Source organism: Pectobacterium jejuense (assembly GCF_026800125.1).
Classification (GTDB): Bacteria; Pseudomonadota; Gammaproteobacteria; order Enterobacterales; family Enterobacteriaceae; genus Pectobacterium; species Pectobacterium jejuense.
Genome location: NZ_JAPQKX010000010.1, coordinates 72421 through 92114, shown reverse-complemented (window position 1 = coordinate 92114; position 19694 = coordinate 72421). Strand labels below are relative to the sequence as shown.

The window sequence follows — 19694 nt, the reverse complement described above, 5'->3', positions numbered from 1 at the left end:
ACAGACCTGTAAGCTGCAAAAACAACATGAAATTCATAAAACTACCGCTACTGGCGCAAATCTCATCAGCGCATCTGGTGAGTCATTTCCATATGATGGTGCTGCCCGCGCTCATTCCGCTGCTGTCAGCCCAGCGCGATATCAGCTTTGTCGAGCTCGGGTTTGCGCTCAGCGTATTCAACATTGTCTCCGCCTGCGTACAGACGCCGATTGGCTTTATGGTGGACCGCATCGGCGCGCGCCGCACGTTAACCGCCGGGATCACGCTCGGGAGCCTCTGTTTTCTCTCACTCGGTTTCTCAGGTAGCTACGTTTGGCTGGTCGCCGCGATGGGGCTCGCTGGGGTAGCGAACGCGGTTTACCATCCGGCGGATTACGCCTTGCTGTCGCGTGGGATTGATGAGAAGCGCATGGGCCGGGCGTTCTCGGTGCATACGTTTTCCGGCTTTCTGGGCACCGCGATTGCGCCCGGTATTTTGCTGTCCGTTGCCGCCTTTTCCGGCATCAGTAGCGCATTCATCGTTTCCGGCGTCCTCGGCTTGCTGACGATACCGCTGCTTCTGACGGATCGCGATGAGCCCATCCGAGTGAAACCTGCGGCAGCAACAGATACCCAGCCGAGCAAATCGCGCGCGCCCGTTTTCACGCTGCCGATTCTGGCGCTGCTGATTTTGTTCCTGTTGCTGAATTTAAGTACGGGCTCGATTCAGAACTTCTCGGTGACAGCGTTAGTCACAGGCTACGATTTGTCGCTGTCACAGGCTAACGTAGCGCTGACCGCGTTCCTGTTCGCCAGCGCCTTTGGCGTATTGGCTGGCGGCTCACTCGCGGATAAAACCAAGCGCCACGGGCTGGTGGCGACGGCGGCACTGGCTGTCACCGCTGTGCTGGTCAGTATCGTTGCCATGTATTCCTTACCCACCGTTGTGCTCGTGCCGTTGCTGGCCGCTGCGGGTTTTCTCTCCGGCATGATTGCCCCTTCTCGGGATATGCTAGTGCGCGCCGCCTCACCACCGGGCGCGGAAGGACGAGTGTTTGGGATTGTCTCCACTGGCTTCAACATTGGCGGTGCCGCAGGACCAGTGCTGTTCGGCTGGCTGCTGGATCACGGCCATCCTCACGCCATTTTCTGGTCTGCCGTTATCTTTATGCTGATCACGTCTTTCATCACGCTGCTACAAGAAATGCGCAGCGCCAAACGACGTGCGCTGGCCTGATAAAAAGATATAAAAAAACGTAGGGAACGTTTTTCAACGTCGCTTGCGACGGCCCAAAGGGTGGCGGGCAGGAAGCTCGCCATAAAAAAAGCCAGCTCCGCAGGGAGCTGGCTTAGATAACGATAACAACGTAGACCGAATCAGATATCGATATTCATCGCTTTCAGGGCGTTCTCTTCGATAAACGCACGACGTGGTTCAACGGCATCACCCATCAGCGTGGTGAACAACTCATCAGCAGCAATCGCGTCTTTCACTGTCACACGCAGCATGCGGCGGCTGGTCGGATCCATCGTGGTTTCCCACAGCTGATCCGGGTTCATTTCACCCAGACCTTTATAACGCTGTACGGTCAAACCACGGCGGGATTCTTTTACCAACCACTCCAGCGCCTGCTCAAAGCTGGCAACGGGCTGACGACGCTCGCCACGTTCGATGTACGCATCTTCTTCAATCAGTCCACGCAGTTTTTCGCCCAGCTGATTCAATTTGCGGTATTCGCTGCCCGCAACGAAGCCTGCACCCAGCGGATAATCGGTATCCACACCGTGCGTACGCACGCGCAGCGCCGGTTCAAATACGCCGCGTTCTTCATCATGGTGAATGACAAAGCTGTATGTGCTGCCGTGCAATTCGTTTTCGTTCAGGCTGCTAACCAGCGATTCCGCCCACGCCTGTACTTTTTCACGCTCGCCCAAATCGGCTTCAGCCAACGTTGGTTGATAAATCAAGCGGTTCAAGAACGCACGTGGGAAGCGACGCTCCATACGGCCAATCATCTTCTGTACGGCGTAATGTTCAGAAACCAGTTTCTCCAGCGGTTCACCCGCCAGCGCAGGAGCCTGTGCATTGGTGTGCAGCGTCGCGCCGTCCAGTGCCAGCATGATCTGGTACTGATCCATCGCTTCATCATCTTTAATGTACTGTTCCTGCTTGCCTTTTTTCACCTTGTACAGCGGCGGCTGAGCAATATACACGTGACCACGCTCAACAATTTCAGGCAGTTGACGATAGAAGAAGGTCAACAGCAGAGTACGGATGTGCGAACCATCCACGTCAGCATCGGTCATGATGATGATATTGTGGTAGCGCAGTTTATCCGGGTTGTATTCATCACGGCCAATGCCGCAGCCCAGCGCGGTGATCAGCGTCGCAACTTCCTGTGAGGAAAGCATCTTGTCAAAACGGGCTTTCTCAACGTTCAGGATTTTACCCTTCAGCGGCAGAATCGCCTGGTTCTTACGGTTACGCCCCTGCTTGGCAGAGCCGCCCGCAGAGTCCCCTTCCACCAGGTACAGTTCAGACAGCGCCGGGTCACGTTCCTGACAGTCCGCCAGTTTGCCCGGCAGGCCAGCCAGATCGAGCGCACCTTTACGGCGTGTCATATCACGTGCTTTACGCGCCGCTTCACGGGCACGGGCAGCATCAATAATTTTACCGACCACGATTTTGGCGTCTGACGGATTTTCCATCAGATAATCCACCAGCTTCTCATTCATCAGCGATTCAACAGCGGTTTTCACTTCGGAAGAAACCAGCTTGTCTTTGGTCTGCGAGGAGAATTTCGGATCCGGTACTTTCACGGAAACCACGGCAATCAGCCCTTCACGCGCATCGTCACCAGTGGCACTGACTTTGGCTTTCTTGCTGTAGCCTTCTTTATCCATGTAGGTATTCAGCGTACGGGTCATCGCGGCACGGAAACCGGCCAGGTGCGTACCACCGTCGCGCTGTGGAATGTTGTTGGTAAAGCAGTAAATGTTTTCCTGGAAACCATCGTTCCACTGCAATGCCACTTCCACGCCGATGTCATCTTTCACCGTCGAGAAATAAAACACGTTCGGGTGAATTGGCGTCTTGTTACGGTTCAGGTAATCAACAAACGCCTTGATGCCGCCGTCATAATGGTAATGATCGGCTTTATCTTTCTCACGCTCGTCGATCAGGCGAATAGAAACACCGGAGTTCAGGAACGACAGCTCGCGCAGACGCTTAGCCAGAATCTCATACTCGAATTCCACCACGTTGGTGAACGTCTCATGGCTCGGCCAGAAGCGCACCGTCGTACCGGTTCTGTTGGTTTCACCCGTAACAGCCAGCGGTGCCTGTGCCACGCCGTGTTTATAGGTTTGTTCGTGAAGTTTCCCGTCGCGGTGAATAACCAGCGTCAGTTTTTCTGACAGGGCGTTAACCACGGAAACCCCTACGCCGTGCAGGCCGCCAGAGACTTTATACGAGTTATCATCGAACTTACCGCCCGCGTGCAGCACGGTCATGATGACTTCAGCCGCAGAGATACCTTCTTCTTCGTGAATACCGGTCGGAATACCACGGCCATCATCCTGCACCGATACTGAGTTATCAGCATGGATGGTGATGATAATGTCTTTACAATAGCCAGCGAGTGCTTCGTCGATAGCGTTGTCCACAACCTCGAATACCATGTGATGCAGGCCGGTACCGTCGTCCGTATCGCCGATATACATACCTGGGCGTTTACGTACCGCATCCAGCCCTTTCAATACCTTGATACTTGAGGAGTCATAAGAATTCGACATCAACGTTTCTCGCTCATTTTAGTCCTGTGATTGAACCGTTATTTTACCCTGTTCTACGCGGAACATCTTGCCCTTTTCACCAACCATGTCCTCTATCTGTTCAGCGCTGACTGCGCTGACAAAAACCTGTGCATGGGTGGCTTTTAACCGTTCGGCTAGCAAACGGCGGCGGGTACTATCCAGTTCGGAAGCAAAATCATCGATCAGATACAGACAGCGCAGTCCGTTCTGACGGGTGAGAAATTCACCCTGAGCCAGCCTCAGCGCACACATCAGCAGCTTTAGCTGACCACGGGACAGCATATCCTCGACGGCCACGCCGCTGGCGCGGATGCGGAAGTCGGCTTTATGCGGCCCCAGCGCCGTATAACCTAACATACGGTCGCGTTCGAACTGCCGTTCCAGCAGTTCTGCATACTCACTTTCTTTATCCCAGCCGCGCTGGAAAGAGAAACTGAGAGAAAATTCAGGCAAAAATTGCGTACAGGTCGTGGCGATATCATTGGCAATCGCCGCGCTGTATTGCGCACGCCATTCGCTGATACGTTCCGCCAGCGGCACCAGTTCCTGATCCCAGGCTCTAAGCTGCCCATAGTGACTCACCTGACGCAGCGCCGCATTACGCTGGCGCAACAAACGCTTCATGTTGCTCCAGGCCGCGAAAAAGCCGGGTTCATTATGGAAACAGCCCCAGTCGAGAAAGGCGCGGCGAAATTTCGGGCCACCGTTGAGCAGGGTAAATCCTTCCGGGGTGATCAGCTGTATCGGTAGCAGTTGCGCCAGTTCAGCGACTTTATGGCCGTCGCTGCCGTCAATCCGTACCTTGCTGTCGCCCTGACGGTTTTTGCTTAACCCAACGGATCGCTCCGTTTCCGTACCATCAATACGACCATGCAGTACAAATTCGGGCTGATCGTGACGAATCACGCGCCCCGCCTGAATGCTACGAAACGCCCGCCCGTGCCCTAGCGTATAAATCGCTTCCAGCACGCTGGTTTTACCGCTGCCGTTGGCACCCACTAAAAAATTAAAGCCGGGAACCAGCGCCAGATCGGCCGCCTCAATATTGCGGAAATCTTTGATGAGAAGACGAGTAAGAGCCATGTTGCAGTTATCTTAATGATGAAAGGGCAAGTAAACTTGCCCGATAATTCTACAACCGCATTGGCATGACGACATAGGCCGCCGCCCGGCTGGCGCTATCTTCGATCTGCACGCTGGAAACGGAATCGGTCAGCAGTAAACGCACCCCTTCGCACTTCAGCGCGTTCAGCACATCCAGCACGTAGCTAACGTTAAAGCCAATTTCCATCTCGGTGCCGTCGTACTGCACATCCAGAATTTCTTCCGCTTCTTCCTGCTCTGGGTTGTTAGCAGTAATTTTGAGCTGATTCTGAATCAGATGCAGACGCACACCGCGGAATTTTTCATTCGATAAAATCGCCGCACGGGAAAAGGCCTGCTTGAGCAGATCGCAGCTGGCTTCCAGCGTTTTATCCGGGTTCTTCGGCAATACGCGGCGATAATCCGGGAAGCGACCATCAACCAGCTTTGAGGTGAAAATGAAATCGCCGACATGCGCGCGAATGTTGTTGCTGCCGATTTGCAGCTGCAGCGGGGTATCACCGCCATCCAGCAGACGCACCAGCTCCATCACGCCTTTACGCGGCACGATCACCGAATGTGACGGTAAAGATTGTCCAACCGGCATAGAGCAAACCGCCAAACGGTGACCATCGGTCGCGACCGTGCGCAGCTCTTCGCCTTCGGTTTCAAACAGCATACCGTTGAGGTAGTAACGGACATCCTGATGCGCCATCGAAAACTGCGTCGCTTCAATCAAACGCTTCATCGTCGCCTGCGGCAGAGAGAATTCAACCTCGCTCTGCCAGTCGTCCAGATTAGGGAAATCCGCTGCGGGCAGCGTGGACAGCGAGAAACGGCTGCGGCCAGAGCGCACCAGCATGCGATCGCCATCCAGCATAATCGTGATTTCCGCGCCTTCCGGCAGACCCCGGCAAATATCAAACAGTTTGCGGGCAGGGACGGTCGTGGCACCCGGCTCATGCGGCTGCGTCAGCGCAACCTTCGCTACCATTTCCATTTCCAGATCGGTACCAGTCAGCGACAGCGCGCCTTCCGTCACCTGAATCAGCAGGTTGCCCAGAATCGGTAAAGTCGGTCGGCCGCCCAGCGGGCTGCTGACCTGTTGTAATGGCTTTAACAGACGTTCGCGTTCAACAATAAATTTCATAGTGTTATGACGATAGAGTTCTGATTAAATTGGAAAAATCTTCTTTGATGTCGTGGCTTTCTTCACGCAACTGCTCAATCTTGCGGCAGGCATGCAACACCGTCGTATGGTCACGCCCGCCAAAGGCATCGCCGATTTCCGGCAGGCTGTGATTCGTCAGTTCTTTCGCCAACGCCATCGCCATCTGGCGCGGACGCGCCACCGAGCGGGAACGACGTTTAGACAGCAGGTCGGCTACCTTGATTTTATAGTATTCCGCCACGGTCTTTTGAATATTGTCGATAGTAACCAGTTTTTCCTGCAACGCCAGCAGATCGCGCAGCGCTTCACGCACAAAATCAATGGTGATCGAGCGGCCAGTAAAATTGGCATTCGCGATAACGCGGTTCAGTGCGCCTTCCAACTCACGCACGTTAGAACGCAGGCGTTTCGCAATAAAGAACGCCACCTCACCAGGCAGACGGATGTCATTTTCATCCGCTTTCTTCATCAGAATCGCCACGCGGGTTTCCAGCTCTGGCGGTTCAATCGCGACCGTTAATCCCCAACCAAAGCGGGATTTCAGGCGATCTTCCACGCCGTTGATCTCTTTCGGGTAGCGGTCAGACGTCAGGATGATTTGCTGGTTGCCTTCCAGCAACGCATTAAAGGTATGAAAGAACTCTTCCTGCGAACGCTCTTTATTAGCAAAGAATTGGATATCATCGATCAGCAGCGCATCAACAGAGCGGTAGTAGCGTTTGAATTCCTCAATCGCATTGTTCTGCAACGCTTTAACCATATCCTGCACGAAACGCTCGGAGTGCATGTAAACCACTTTCGCATTGGGTTTGCGGGCAATGATGCCATTCCCCACCGCGTGCAATAAGTGTGTTTTACCCAAGCCGGTGCCACCATACAGAAACAGCGGGTTATACGCGCCGCCGGGGTTATCAGCCACCTGACGCGCCGCTGCGCGGGCTAACTGGTTCGATTTACCTTCAACGAAGTTATCAAACGTATGCTTGGGGTTCACATTCGAACGGTAGGTATGCTCTGCCTGTACAGGCGAGTTATCCCAGCTTGGCCGTACCGGTGCCGAACGCACCGGCTGTTGCCGCGCAACGCTGACAGGATTGTGGTGCGACTGCGCAGGCTGGCTGACGGCCTGAACCAACGGTTTGCTCCCCACCTCGAAACGCAGTAAAGGGGCATCCATCCCGCAGAAATCATTCAGCAGGACATTGATATTATTTAGGTATTTATCACGAACCCAATCCAGCACAAAGCGATTGGGGGCGTAGAGCGCCAGAGTGTTATCACTCAGCTCCGCCTGCAACGGGCGTATCCACATACTGAATTCTGTGGCAGGTAACTCATCCTGCAAACGGGCAAGACACTGCTGCCAAAGCGAAAGTGACACGGCGGACTCCACTCGAACAAGAACGATCAAAAAGAAAAGAATAAGACGTTATTTATGTGACTCATGATTTTTTGGCGCCTGCGTCATCCACGATTGTTTGATTGATTGTTTCATTCACAATACGGACAGCAGACACACCACGTAGCGCGGCGGTTTACTCCGACGATCCCGTCAAAAGGATCGCTAACGGAACCGCGGATCATAACCTAATCCGCCGAAGAGATCTTCCCCTTCTGCACAGTTTCGATCCTTTTTATCCACAGGCTATTCTTATCGCGACCACCCGCAACACGGCAGAGGGGCGGCTAGCACACATTTTATCCGCCCGCGATGAAGCGCCCCCAAGCATACCCCCGGAGACACGATCGTTACGGTGACATCGATCATGATCTTGTCGGACAGATCGTTGGAGGATCCTTGCGCTTTGCAGCAGAGTCCGTATAATTCCCTGCCCGCGCGTCTACGCCTTTTCTGTGCTCTGGCAGGCAGAAATTCCAAAAATAATCGGAATGGCTGGCGTGTTAAGTGTGATGTTAATTGACTCAGGACTGTACAATTATTACAATCCTGCCTCTTTCCGTTATATAGCTGTGATATGCGATTGAGGCGTCGGTCATTTTTTCACGCCGAACAGCCAAACGCGTTTACTGTGAAGTTATAATTTTCCAAGTTTAGGTAGAAATCGCCATGAAACGCACTTTCCAACCGTCCGTACTGAAGCGTAACCGTAGCCATGGTTTCCGTGCTCGTATGGCCACCAAAAATGGTCGTCAAGTTCTGGCCCGCCGTCGTGCGAAAGGCCGTACTCGTCTGTCTGTTTCTAAGTAATAAAAGCTAACCCACCGAGTGGTTAAGCTAGCATTTCCCAGGGAGTTACGTTTGTTAACTCCCAGTCATTTCACTTTCGTCTTCCAGCAACCGCAACGGGCTGGCACGCCGCACATCACCATTCTCGGCCGCCTGAACTCGCTGGGGCATCCCCGCATCGGTCTTACCGTCGCCAAAAAGCATGTAAAACGTGCTCATGAACGCAATCGGATTAAACGCCTGACGCGCGAAAGCTTTCGCCTACACCAACATTCATTGCCTTCAATGGACTTTGTGGTGCTGGTGAAGAAAGGGGTGTCTGAACTGGATAACCGTACCTTGACGGAAGCATTGGAAAAACTATGGCGTCGGCATTGTCGTTTGGCTCCCGACTCCTGATCGGGTTGATACGCGGTTATCAACTCGTGATCAGCCCGTTGCTCGGACCGCATTGTCGGTTCCGGCCAACGTGCTCGCAATACGGTGTTGAAGCAATACGCAGGTTCGGCATGATAAAAGGCTGTTGGTTGACGCTTAAACGCGTATTAAAATGCCATCCTTTGAACCCTGGTGGTGATGATCCCGTACCGCCAAAAACCGACAATAACAGAGAACATTAACGATGGATTCGCAACGCAATCTTCTTCTCATCGCTCTGCTATTCGTAACCTTTATGCTTTGGCAGGCTTGGGAGACGGATAAAAATCCGCCAGCAACCACGCAGGCCATACAGCAGGCGACGAACGCAGTGACCGGTGATGCTACCAACCAGGGCGTACCAGCCAGCGGTCAAGGCAAACTGATCACGGTGAAAACCGATGTGCTGTCGCTGACAATCAACACGCGTGGCGGTGACATCGAGCAAGCGCATCTGCTGGCTTACCCGGACACATTGGGTTCAGATAAACCTTTCCATCTGCTGGAAACCACATCCGAGTTTGTCTATCAGGCTCAGAGCGGTTTGACTGGCAAAAACGGCCCAGACAACCCGGCTAACGGACCGCGTCCGCTGTTTACCACCACGCAAGATAGCTTCGAACTGGCAGAAGGTCAGAACGAACTGCGCATCCCGATGACGTACACCGGGGCTGACGGCGTAACCTACACCAAAACGTTCGTTCTGAAACGTGGCGACTATGCACTGAACGTTGACTATAGCGTCAACAATACCAGCGCTCAGCCTCTGGAACTCACGTTGTTCGGTCAGTTAAAGCAATCTATCGAATTACCTAAGCACCGCGATACCGGCAGCAGCAACTTTGCACTGCATACTTATCGTGGCGCAGCGTTCTCTTCCAGTGAAGACAAGTACAAAAAGTACAGCTTCAGCGACATGGACGAAAACCTGAATGTCACCACCAACGGTGGCTGGGTGGCGATGCTGCAACAGTACTTCGCAACCGCGTGGATCCCAACGACGGCAGGTGCTAACACCTTCTATACCAGCAAGCTGGGTAACGGTCAGGCTGCTATTGGCTTCAAATCCGCTCCGGTTGTGGTTGCCGCAGGTAGCCAGCAGGATCTGAAGACCACCCTGTGGGTTGGCCCGGAAATTCAGGACAAGATGGCTGCTGTCGCACCGCATCTGGATCTGACTGTAGATTACGGCTGGCTGTGGTTTATTTCTCAGCCGCTGTTTAAGCTGCTGAAATTCCTGCACAGCTTTATCGGCAACTGGGGCTTCTCCATCATTGCCATTACCTTTATCGTGCGCGGTATCATGTACCCGCTGACGAAAGCGCAATACACCTCTATGGCGAAAATGCGCTTGCTGCAGCCTAAACTGCAGGCGATGCGTGAGCGTATTGGTGATGACAAACAGCGCATGAGTCAGGAAATGATGGCGCTGTACAAGTCAGAGAAAGTGAACCCGCTGGGCGGCTGCTTCCCGCTGCTGATTCAGATGCCAATCTTCCTGGCACTGTATTACATGCTGATGGGCTCCGTTGAACTGCGTCACGCACCGTTCGCTCTGTGGATTCATGACCTGTCTGCACAAGACCCGTACTACATTCTGCCGATCCTGATGGGCGTGACGATGTTCTTCATCCAGAAGATGTCGCCAACCACCGTGACCGACCCAATGCAGCAGAAGATCATGACCTACATGCCGGTCATCTTTACGGTCTTCTTCCTGTGGTTCCCGTCAGGTCTGGTTATGTACTACATCGTCAGCAACCTGGTTACCATTCTCCAGCAGCAGTTGATCTACCGCGGTCTGGAAAAACGTGGCTTGCATAGCCGCGAGAAAAAGTAATCCGGTTGATAGCTAACCGATAGAAAGCGTAAGGCGGTCATTGACCGCCTTATTTTTTTAATGGCTGTTTTATCAGCCAACGATACGTAAAATAGCCTGCCAGACAGGCATCAATGCAGAGAGAACATCATGAGTAATACCGACACCATCGTCGCCCAAGCCACGCCACCGGGACGCGGAGGCGTGGGTATTTTACGCATTTCAGGACAGGCGGCCGCAGGCGTGGCGCATGCCGTTCTGGGTAAGCTCCCCAAGCCGCGCCACGCCGATTACCTGCCGTTCCGTGATGCCAACGGCACCACGCTCGATCAGGGTATTGCCCTCTGGTTTCCCGGCCCGAACTCCTTTACCGGTGAAGACGTGCTGGAGCTTCAGGGTCACGGCGGTCCGGTTATTCTTGATTTGCTCCTGCAACGTATCCTGACGCTGTCTAACGTGCGGATTGCGCGTCCCGGCGAATTCTCTGAACGTGCCTTCCTGAACGACAAACTCGATCTCGCGCAGGCGGAAGCCATTGCCGACCTGATTGACGCTAGCTCGGAACAGGCCGCTCGCTCAGCGCTAAATTCTCTGCAAGGCGTATTTTCGACCCGTATAAACCAGTTAGTGGAAGCACTTACTCACCTGCGAATCTACGTCGAAGCTGCCATCGACTTTCCAGATGAAGAGATCGACTTTCTCTCCGATGGCAAAATTGAAGCACAACTCAATGGCGTGATGGCCGATCTGGATGCCGTCAGAGCTGAAGCGCATCAGGGTAGCCTGCTGCGGGAAGGGATGAAGGTCGTGATTGCGGGTCGTCCTAATGCCGGTAAATCCAGCTTACTCAATGCGTTAGCCGGTCGTGAAGCCGCCATTGTGACGGATATCGCGGGAACGACACGCGACGTATTACGCGAGCACATCCATATCGACGGTATGCCGCTGCATATCATCGACACCGCCGGGCTGCGCGATGCCAGCGACGAAGTCGAACGCATTGGTATTGAGCGCGCCTGGCAGGAAATCGAACAGGCCGATCGCGTGCTGTTCATGGTAGACGGCACCACCACGCAGGCGACTGAGCCTGAGCAAATCTGGCCAGAATTTATGGCGCGCCTGCCAAAAACGCTACCGATTACCGTAGTACGCAATAAAGCTGACGTAACTGGCGAAACGCTCGGCATCAAAGATGTGAATACTCACTCACTTATCCGACTGTCCGCCCGTACGGGTGAAGGCATCGATACGCTGCGCGACCACCTTAAGCAGAGCATGGGATTCACCAGTAATACAGAAGGCGGCTTCCTGGCTCGACGTCGTCATCTGCAAGCACTCGAACTGGCTGCACAGCACTTGATTCAGGGGAAAGAGCAGCTGGTGAGCGCCTACGCGGGCGAACTGCTGGCAGAAGAACTGCGGCTGGCGCAGCAGTCCCTGAGTGAAATCACCGGCGAGTTCACCTCTGACGACCTGCTAGGCCGTATTTTCTCGAGTTTTTGTATTGGGAAGTAAAATTGCGTCCAGCGTAGTCCGTGAACGCCCACTAACCAGCATTAACTAGCTATTAATGCTGGTCTTTATTGTCTGTAGTCATTCGTGGACATCTGCGATTTTGTGTCCTGAATTGTGCCCATAGCTAAAAAATCACACCTCATAGGCACAGCAAAGAGGTGAAAAATGTCCTTTCAGATACAAAACTCCGTTCATTAGTTCCAAAAGATCATCCTTGGTAAATAGCTGATAGAGATAGCCTGATGATTGAGATACTTCCAAAGGGAAGAAAAGTGTTGATTGAGGCAAAGTGGAGTGAAGTAAACTTCAATGCGCTGGAATGGCGTACTCCCGGCGAAAGCATGAAGATGGATAATCCACATATAATTCCGCTGTCAAAGCAGACGCTAGTGATGTTCGAAGAGCTAAAATTTCTGGCCGGAGATTCTCCATACTCCTTCCCCAGCAGCTGTAACGACTACCGATGCCCAATCTCCAAAACAACACTTAACTGCGTAGTGTGTACGCTGGATCTGAACGGCAGAGATTTTGTTATTCATGATTTCCGGCATACTGCCAGCACGCTACTACATGAACAGGGTTATAGCTCGGATTGGGTGGAGAAATGTCTGGCACATAAGATCGGTGGCGTTCGCGGCGTTTACAACTATGCAGAGTACCTGAATCAGCGCCGGGAGATGCTTCAACCGTGGGCAGATTTTGTTGATACTCAGATCGAGGCTGGAAAGAAGGTGATCATCGGGAAGCCTGGGAAGAATTACAGTGTAACAAACTGAATAATATAGAAAATAAAGCAAAACGACGTCTTATAACAATATGCTATCTAACTGGTTGAAAAAGATTCACTTCTCACCCATAATAACATTACTCTTTAGCGTTAGGCTTTGATTTATAGCCTTGTCGAGCGTTCCGCCAGACACTAACTTATTGAGTACTTTTAGGGTTGCGCTAGAAAGTTTTCTACCGATCCTAGAAGTCTCTAGGATCGGTAGAAAACTTTCTAGCGCCTCCTCTAGTAAAGAGTAAAAAAACGAGCAAAGCAAAATTGCTCGTTTTTTTTCATCAACGGAACACAAACCACAATACGTAAGTTTTAAATCAATGTTTGAAAAAACTATAAAAAAACAATTTGAATTGTTAGACATAAGTAACTTCAATGTTGATATATCTCATCGTCTCCTTTTCGTATGTGGTGGCAAAGTTGATGCGCGTGAACCCATTCCGCCCAGCTTTAGAGACAGATTACTTACTTACACAGCAAAGCATGTCCCTGAACTTCACGAACATTTCATTCTCGCTGAAACATTCAAAGATTATTTCAAAGAGAATGCCTATCCGGACCTTCTGGTGTTTGAAGACGATATAGCCAGTATTTCATCTCTTATCATCATTTTTTTAGAAAGTCCAGGATCATTAGTTGAGTTAGGTATATTTTGCAATAAATCAGATCTGTTTAAAAAAATACTAATTGTTGCTTCAGAGGAAGAAGTTTCCGGTGAGGATTCATTCATTTATTTAGGCCCACTTGAGTATATTAAGAAGAAAGTTTCATCCTCTGTTGTAATTTACCCCTGGCCTGATCCAGAAGTTTTAAAATATGACGACGATTTTCTTGATGATTTATGTATAAATATCAAAGAAAAGCTATCATCAATACCAAAAACAGAACAATTCAGCAGGGAAAACTCTGGACACCTAGCTCTTCTAATTACTGAAATTATATCTCTTTGCTTCCCAATACAACTTAGTGAAATAGAATCAGCCCTAAATTCATTGGGGATTAACATCTCAACGAAAATCATTAGCAGATCAATTTATTTACTCCAAAAAGTTGGTTTCATAGACGTTTTATCATATAGTTCAAACAAATATTATTTTCCATTAAAAGAGCGTAAATGGGTAAAATTTGGTAAAACTAAAGATAATAAACTCATAGATAATCAACAATTATTTATGAAATTTAGACAATCATTCGTAACATTAACTGATCCATTATCAAAGCGAAGAATTACGGCACTACGTCAAATAATAACAAAAAAAGAAACTGCTGAGGAGAATCAATAATGGATATATTGCAGCATATTTCAGACTTACTACTAACCAAGAAAAGTGAAATTATTTCCTTTTCATTGACAGCGCCCTATCGCTACAAAATATATAGAATTTCAAAGAGAAACTCAGACAAAAAGAGAACTATTGCACATCCGTCGAAAGAGCTAAAATTCATACAGCGCGTAATCACTGAGTATTTATCAGACAAATTACCTATTCATGCATGTGCATTTGCATACAAAAAGGGTAGTAGTATTAAGAACAATGCTCAAATTCATCTTCATACAAAATATTTATTAAAAATGGATTTTGAGAATTTCTTCCCTAGCATAACACCACGTCTTTTTTTCTCCAAACTGCGACTTGCAAATATTGAATTAACAGCAGATGATAAAGTGATTCTTGAGAATATATTATTCTTCAAATCTAAGAGGAATAGTAACTTAAGATTAAGCATTGGAGCACCAAGCTCACCTTTAATATCAAACTTCGTTATGTATTTCTGGGATATTGAAATTCAGGAAATATGCTCTAAAATAGACGTTAACTATACTCGCTACGCTGACGACTTAACCTTTTCAACAAATAAAAAAGATGTTTTATTTGATATACCAGACATGCTTGAAAGCATATTGCCGAAATACTCGCTAGGCAAAATAAAAATTAATCATGAAAAAACAGTCTTTTCTTCAAAAGGACATAATCGTCACGTTACTGGTATAACTCTAACAAATGACAATAAATTATCCATAGGTAGAGAGAGAAAAAGGAAAATTTCGGCCATGATTCATCACTTTATAAACGGAAAACTGTCTGCTGATGACTCCAACAAATTAATTGGGCTGCTTGCATTTGCTAAAAACATAGAGCCATCCTTTTATAAGAGCATGGTTATTAAATATGGTTCTGACAATTTATATAAATTACAAAATAAAAGTAATAAATAAATATTTTTGCTACACTGTTATAAATAATTAAGAGCGCTTTAGTAGGTCATACCCAGAACAACTCGAAAGATGTCTTTCTTAGAATATTACGTCATAACTTTACCTTCATTACTCATTGATTTTCCAGATAAATAAAATATTCAAATCTCAAAAACAGTTTCCCACAGTTTTTCCTTTCCTCCAGATCTACCCTATCCCTAATTCATAGCAGTACCCCTAAAAGCTTCTGTTCCTGGACGAACTGCGACCTGTAAGGAGCACCTTTGGCGGTCAGCCCCCTGTCAACCAGGGAACGCGGCGTGGTCTGAAACTGACCTCCAGTCATCGATACTGGTGTCCCCCTTATCGCTACCCTGTTGCAGGCTTAGCGACAGGCAGAACGCTGTAGAGAATTCGGACGGCATTGCCGAAGGCTTTTCGTCCGTGCTTCCTGCTGAACCAGCATAAGGCGGCGTCACTTTTGAGAACGTTCGCCATCCCCGATCTTACCCGTCGGGGAAATTACTCCCATCCGCTCATGAGCCGTCTCGATCTGGCCTGCAACCCGGCCAGAATTGCCTCACTGATATGAGTAGGAAAATCCACAGGCAGTTGGCTTCCAACAGTCGTCATGACGGTCTCAACGGTGTGGGCAAACTCCACCAGAATGTTTTCCATCGATTCTCTGGCAAACCCAACGACCTTCGCCGTCTGGAAAAAATGTCGGGGAAAGATCTGCTCAATCGCATATTTCTTGCCTCTTGAGCCAGTTAATCCCATCGCCAGTTTGGCCTCTCTACGGTCAATTCCCCGTCCGCCCATCGCCGGATACATAGAGAGAATGTCATAGAAAGGTGTAAGTCGATATCGCCCCTCAGATTCAATAAACAGGGAAAAGTTTTTCGCATGACCATCCGTTGCAGCCAATAGCCAAAACAGTACCTGAGCCTGCATAAAGCGATAACGATCTCTTTCTGGATCAACCGAACCCAATAGAAACGACATAATGGCGGAAATACCCGGTCCACCATGATTCTCATATTTCAGTGCGGAAGGAACGTTTAATACCTGACAAAAATCCTCTTGTGGTAGCCGCATAATCCAACTGACATCCGAAGCGTATTTACGATCAAAACGCTCCACCGCCAACGCCTTTATCTTGCCAGCGTTGATCATAAAACAGTGCGGCACTGGCAGCCCAAATGCCTTGGCAATGAGCAAACACAGGTACTCATTTTCAACGCTGTCAGACATATCAATTGAGTAAGAGTGACTCTCGATTTTACCAATCGGTAGCTTGATGATGTGGGTAGTTGGTGTGGCATTGCTAGGCAGGCACCAGTGATCATCCAGATAAAGCAGCGCCGTCTTTTCCTGTGCACCTGCGATAGAAATACGAAAATCGTCTTCTGCGTCAATCATCCCCAGCGGGGCATCGGACAGATATCCGGTCAGTATGTTTTCAAGCTGCTGCTCGGATAAGGTTTTGTATTCGATCTTTTTTATATCGTGCACAGGTGTACCCTGCGGCACTAATTGCAACGCCCCGACACTGTCTTGCCCCACTTTAGCCAGCAGATCAAACGGTTGGGTGGAATCCGCGTGATGCCTGGCGACAATCCGTCTTCTGATATCCGGGTTATCCGGCAACAAATTGTCGAAGAAGTTATAAACTTCATCGCCTTGATAGGGCTGATGACGTAGCGGCATAGAAAGCGAAATGGGGCGACTCCCCGGCAATCCGAGCCAGTTCGCATCATAGGTAAAATGATGTGCCCCACTGCCCGTTTTGGTCAGAATCCCCACCCGATAGCCGTTCATGTAAACATCGAGCGCAGCCATTACCATTCTTCCTTCCAGGCTGATGCAGCAGAGGCTTCGTTATTGGTGTTGTCCGCATTCCTGGGCGTAACAGTAAGTTCTAAATTCAATGCCGACAGGATTTTAAAGAAGGTTTCCAGCTTAGTGGAATCAGGATGTTGCTCGAAACTGGATACCGTATCCTGGCGAATACCCACTTTACTGGCCACTTTCCCTTGTGAAAGCTTCTGCGTGATACGGACATCTTTCAGATAGCTGCTAAGCTGCTTGCTGTTGGTGATCTTCATCATCTTATCCTACCGGTTATAAACGGTAGAATAAATATTACACGCTTTAGCAGGTAAAACAAGAATGACACGCTATAGCCGTTAATTATGTATTTACCGGCTAAAGCGTGTAAGCAGAACAGTGGGAAACACACCTTGTGACGGGTATATAAGCAAACCGCGAGCCTAGGTTAAAACGATCCCATGAACCGCTCGGCCTGTTTGTTTATGTTCGTGTAGCCCCGACAAAACCAAAGGCTACACGGTGTATAGCAGGGTGAGATTGTTGGCGCTGATGCTTTCTCACCCTCGATGGTATTTACCGCAAGCTTGTTTTGAAAAATTGCTCAAACTTATCAAACGGTATTTTGCCTGCCTGATTGTCGTACAGGTCCACATGATTGGCGCCCGGTATCACTACCAGTTCTTTACGCTTGCTGCCGACTAATTTGTAGGCATCTTCAGCAAAATAGCGCGAGTGAGCTTGTTCACCGGTGACGACCAATGTCGGGATAGTAATTTCGCTCGCATAGCTCAGGAGCGGCATATTCATAAACGACAGCGGCATCGTCGCATTCCAGGCGCCTGTCGAGTTGACAGAACGTTCATGGAAGCCACGAGGTAATCGGTAGTAGTCAAAAAACTCTTTCAGTACTGGATGTGGGTTTTCTGGCAACGCTTCGGGCAATATACGGTTACCAGCAGTGACTTTCCCGTCTTTATCCACAGAGATATCGTGACCGCCCGGAGCAAAAGTGCCACTTTCAGCATCTTTCCAGCGCTGGTTGTTGAGGTATTGCAATACCGCACGGCGATCGGCGGTCGTATAGCGATCCTTGCCGTCACCCACACCATGCCCCATCGCACGGCTCATATCGTACATCACGCTGGTGGCTACCGCTTTCACCCGCGTATCAGCTGCTGCCGCATTTAACGCCATGCCGCCCCAGCCGCAGATACCCAGCAAGCCGATCCGGTTGCGATCGACCTCTTTTTGCAGGCCAAGGAAATCAACGGCTGCACTGAAATCTTCGGTGTTGATATCAGGCGAGGCAACGTTACGTGGTTGGCCACCGCTTTCACCGGTATAGGAGGGATCAAACGCCAACGTGATAAAACCTTGCTCGGCCAGCGTTTGCGCATATAAACCGCTTGATTGCTCTTTCACTGCGCCAAAAGGCCCACTCACAGCGATGGCGGCCAGTTTACGATCGCCCCGATTTTTCGGGATATAAAGATCACCCACCAGGGTAATACCGTAACGGTTCTGAAAGGTAACTTTACGGTGGTCGACGTTATTGCTTTGAGCAAACGTCTTATCCCATTGCGTCACCATGGAAACGGGCTGATTAGGATTGGCGTCTTGTGCATACGTCATAGTGGAAACTCCAGTTAACGCGACACTCAGTAACAAAGCAGACGCGATGGCGGTCAGCTTCTTAGGAAGGACATTCATGATAAATTTCCTTTAAAAACAGAGTATTGATTCGTGGTTGTTTGGTATGGGCTTGGTGATTTTATGACCCATGAGATTTATTTTAGTTAGAACAACCGGTGATGATTAGACGCATAAATTAGATAACATTAATGTTCATGTGTTATAAATCTTTGTAGTGAATCGCTCAAAAGCAAGACAACTCCAGTCTGAACGTATGGGTGTGGATGAACATGACAGGCCGAGAAAACTACAACGATCTCTACGTGTTTATGCTGGTTGCGCGTGAAGGCAGCTTTACCAAAGCAGCAAGCCTGCTTGGTTTGGCTCAGTCTGGTGTCAGCCGCACAATACGCAATCTGGAAAATCGTCTGGGCGTGCAACTCCTGACGCGGACCACCCGCAAGCTGTCGCTGACGCAAGCGGGTGAGCAGCTTTACCGAACCACGGTGACCAGTTTCCAATCACTGGATATCGGCCTGACTACGCTTGCTCATTTCCGTGATACTCCTTCAGGCACCGTACGGATTAACGCCAGCCAGCACGCGATTGATAAGGTGCTGCTGCCCAAGCTGGCGATATTCAGGCAGCTTTATCCCGATATTCGGCTGGAACTCATTAGTGAAAGTCGCTTTGTCGATATCATCAATGAACGGTTTGATGCGGGCGTACGGTTGGGTGGCGAAGTCGATGAAGGCATGATTGCCGTACGCATTGCGCCTGGTATGGAGATGGTTGTCGTCGCAACACCAGACCACTTTTTCCATTACGGCTTTCCACAAACGCCAGCCGATTTAGCGGTGCACCCTTGCATTGCCTATCAGTTTGCTGATGGCAGCCTTTATCAGTGGGAATTATGGCAGGAAGGCAATCAGATAAAACATAGGCCACAAGGGCAGTGGGTGTTTTCCGATAGCTACATGGAGGCAGCAGCGGCAAGGCAAGGACTAGGGCTGGCCTATGTTCCAGAGGAGCTGGTAAGAGAAGATCTGGAGCGTGGCACGCTTATACGTGTACTGACACGTTATAGCCACCGTATGGCCGAATTACACCTATATTATCCCCATCGTAATGTGTCACCAGCGCTGAGAATGGTGGTAGATACATTGCGGATATAAGTGAATGACATCAGGCAATAAACTCTCATTGATTTAAAAGCAATCGGCCCAGAATGCTCTCTGGGCCGATTTTTAAGCGTTACTTTT

Annotated in this window: 16 protein-coding genes and 1 pseudogene; 10 read left to right on the top strand and 7 right to left on the bottom strand. The window is 49.8% G+C overall.

Translation table 11 applies throughout. The annotated features are described in order from the left end of the window. Nucleotides 1-26 precede the first annotated feature (26 nt). Complete coding sequence (locus NXT09_RS17845) at nt 27-1217, top strand: MFS transporter (RefSeq protein ID WP_205549519.1); 1191 nt, start codon at nt 27-29, stop codon at nt 1215-1217. 140 nt (nt 1218-1357) lie between these two features. On the opposite strand, the gene gyrB is transcribed toward NXT09_RS17845, so the two are convergent. Genes gyrB through dnaA form a run of 4 tightly spaced genes read right to left on the bottom strand, consistent with a single transcriptional unit; the run spans nt 1358 to nt 7431 of the window. Then, nucleotides 1358-3775 (bottom strand): DNA topoisomerase (ATP-hydrolyzing) subunit B, encoded by a 2418-nt coding sequence (gyrB, locus tag NXT09_RS17840; RefSeq protein ID WP_268580746.1) that lies wholly within the window; start codon nt 3773-3775, stop codon nt 1358-1360. Between the two features lie 18 nt (nt 3776-3793). After that, entirely contained in the window at nt 3794-4879 is a 1086-nt protein-coding gene (gene recF / locus NXT09_RS17835) for a DNA replication/repair protein RecF (RefSeq protein ID WP_010281217.1), read from the bottom strand. Nucleotides 4880-4928: 49 nt separating this feature from the next. Next, a complete protein-coding gene (gene dnaN, locus NXT09_RS17830) occupies nt 4929-6029 on the bottom strand; it encodes a DNA polymerase III subunit beta (protein ID WP_005976672.1) in 1101 nt (366 codons plus the stop codon). A 4-nt stretch (nt 6030-6033) separates the two neighbouring features. Next, nucleotides 6034-7431 carry a chromosomal replication initiator protein DnaA gene (dnaA, locus tag NXT09_RS17825; protein ID WP_010281224.1) on the bottom strand — a complete coding sequence of 466 codons (1398 nt, stop codon included), beginning with the start codon at nt 7429-7431 and terminating at the stop codon, nt 6034-6036. A 687-nt stretch (nt 7432-8118) separates the two neighbouring features. Here dnaA and rpmH point away from each other — a divergent pair. The 8 genes and pseudogenes from rpmH (at nt 8119) to NXT09_RS17785 (ending at nt 14988) form a co-directional block, all read left to right on the top strand. Beyond that, nucleotides 8119-8259 (top strand): 50S ribosomal protein L34, encoded by a 141-nt coding sequence (gene rpmH / locus NXT09_RS17820; RefSeq protein WP_005976668.1) that lies wholly within the window; start codon nt 8119-8121, stop codon nt 8257-8259. An 18-nt stretch (nt 8260-8277) separates the two neighbouring features. Next, nucleotides 8278-8637 (top strand): ribonuclease P protein component, encoded by a 360-nt coding sequence (gene rnpA / locus NXT09_RS17815; protein WP_010281235.1) that lies wholly within the window; start codon nt 8278-8280, stop codon nt 8635-8637. Then, nucleotides 8601-8858 (top strand): membrane protein insertion efficiency factor YidD, encoded by a 258-nt coding sequence (gene yidD, locus NXT09_RS17810; protein ID WP_268580745.1) that lies wholly within the window; start codon nt 8601-8603, stop codon nt 8856-8858. Before rnpA ends, yidD begins: the two co-directional genes overlap by 37 nt. A gap of 2 nt (nt 8859-8860) precedes the next feature. Continuing rightward, the gene (gene yidC, locus NXT09_RS17805; protein WP_205549516.1) at nt 8861-10495 is read left to right on the top strand and encodes a membrane protein insertase YidC; all 1635 of its coding nucleotides are present in this window, start codon (nt 8861-8863) and stop codon (nt 10493-10495) included. 129 nt (nt 10496-10624) lie between these two features. Further along, nucleotides 10625-11989: a tRNA uridine-5-carboxymethylaminomethyl(34) synthesis GTPase MnmE gene (gene mnmE / locus NXT09_RS17800; protein WP_268580744.1), complete on the top strand. Its 1365-nt coding sequence runs from the start codon at nt 10625-10627 to the stop codon at nt 11987-11989. A 275-nt stretch (nt 11990-12264) separates the two neighbouring features. Next, nucleotides 12265-12765: pseudogene (locus tag NXT09_RS17795) on the top strand (tyrosine-type recombinase/integrase); the annotation flags it as partial. A 325-nt stretch (nt 12766-13090) separates the two neighbouring features. Continuing rightward, nucleotides 13091-14053, top strand: a complete 963-nt coding sequence (locus NXT09_RS17790) for a retron St85 family effector protein (RefSeq protein WP_268580743.1) — start codon at nt 13091-13093, stop codon at nt 14051-14053. Then, on the top strand, nt 14053-14988 hold the full coding sequence (locus tag NXT09_RS17785) for a retron St85 family RNA-directed DNA polymerase (RefSeq protein ID WP_268580742.1): 936 nt from the start codon (nt 14053-14055) through the stop codon (nt 14986-14988). Before NXT09_RS17790 ends, NXT09_RS17785 begins: the two co-directional genes overlap by 1 nt. Nucleotides 14989-15489: 501 nt before the next feature. On the opposite strand, the gene NXT09_RS17780 is transcribed toward NXT09_RS17785, so the two are convergent. The 3 genes from NXT09_RS17780 to NXT09_RS17770 form a co-directional block, all read right to left on the bottom strand. Then, nucleotides 15490-16809 carry a type II toxin-antitoxin system HipA family toxin gene (locus tag NXT09_RS17780; RefSeq protein ID WP_268580741.1) on the bottom strand — a complete coding sequence of 440 codons (1320 nt, stop codon included), beginning with the start codon at nt 16807-16809 and terminating at the stop codon, nt 15490-15492. After that, nucleotides 16809-17075: a helix-turn-helix domain-containing protein gene (locus NXT09_RS17775; protein WP_268580798.1), complete on the bottom strand. Its 267-nt coding sequence runs from the start codon at nt 17073-17075 to the stop codon at nt 16809-16811. Before NXT09_RS17775 ends, NXT09_RS17780 begins: the two co-directional genes overlap by 1 nt. Nucleotides 17076-17373: 298 nt before the next feature. Next, complete coding sequence (locus NXT09_RS17770) at nt 17374-18510, bottom strand: alpha/beta hydrolase (RefSeq protein WP_268580740.1); 1137 nt, start codon at nt 18508-18510, stop codon at nt 17374-17376. A 212-nt stretch (nt 18511-18722) separates the two neighbouring features. Here NXT09_RS17770 and NXT09_RS17765 point away from each other — a divergent pair, with 212 nt between their 5' ends. Continuing rightward, nucleotides 18723-19607: a LysR family transcriptional regulator gene (locus NXT09_RS17765; protein WP_205549507.1), complete on the top strand. Its 885-nt coding sequence runs from the start codon at nt 18723-18725 to the stop codon at nt 19605-19607. Nucleotides 19608-19694 lie beyond the last annotated feature (87 nt).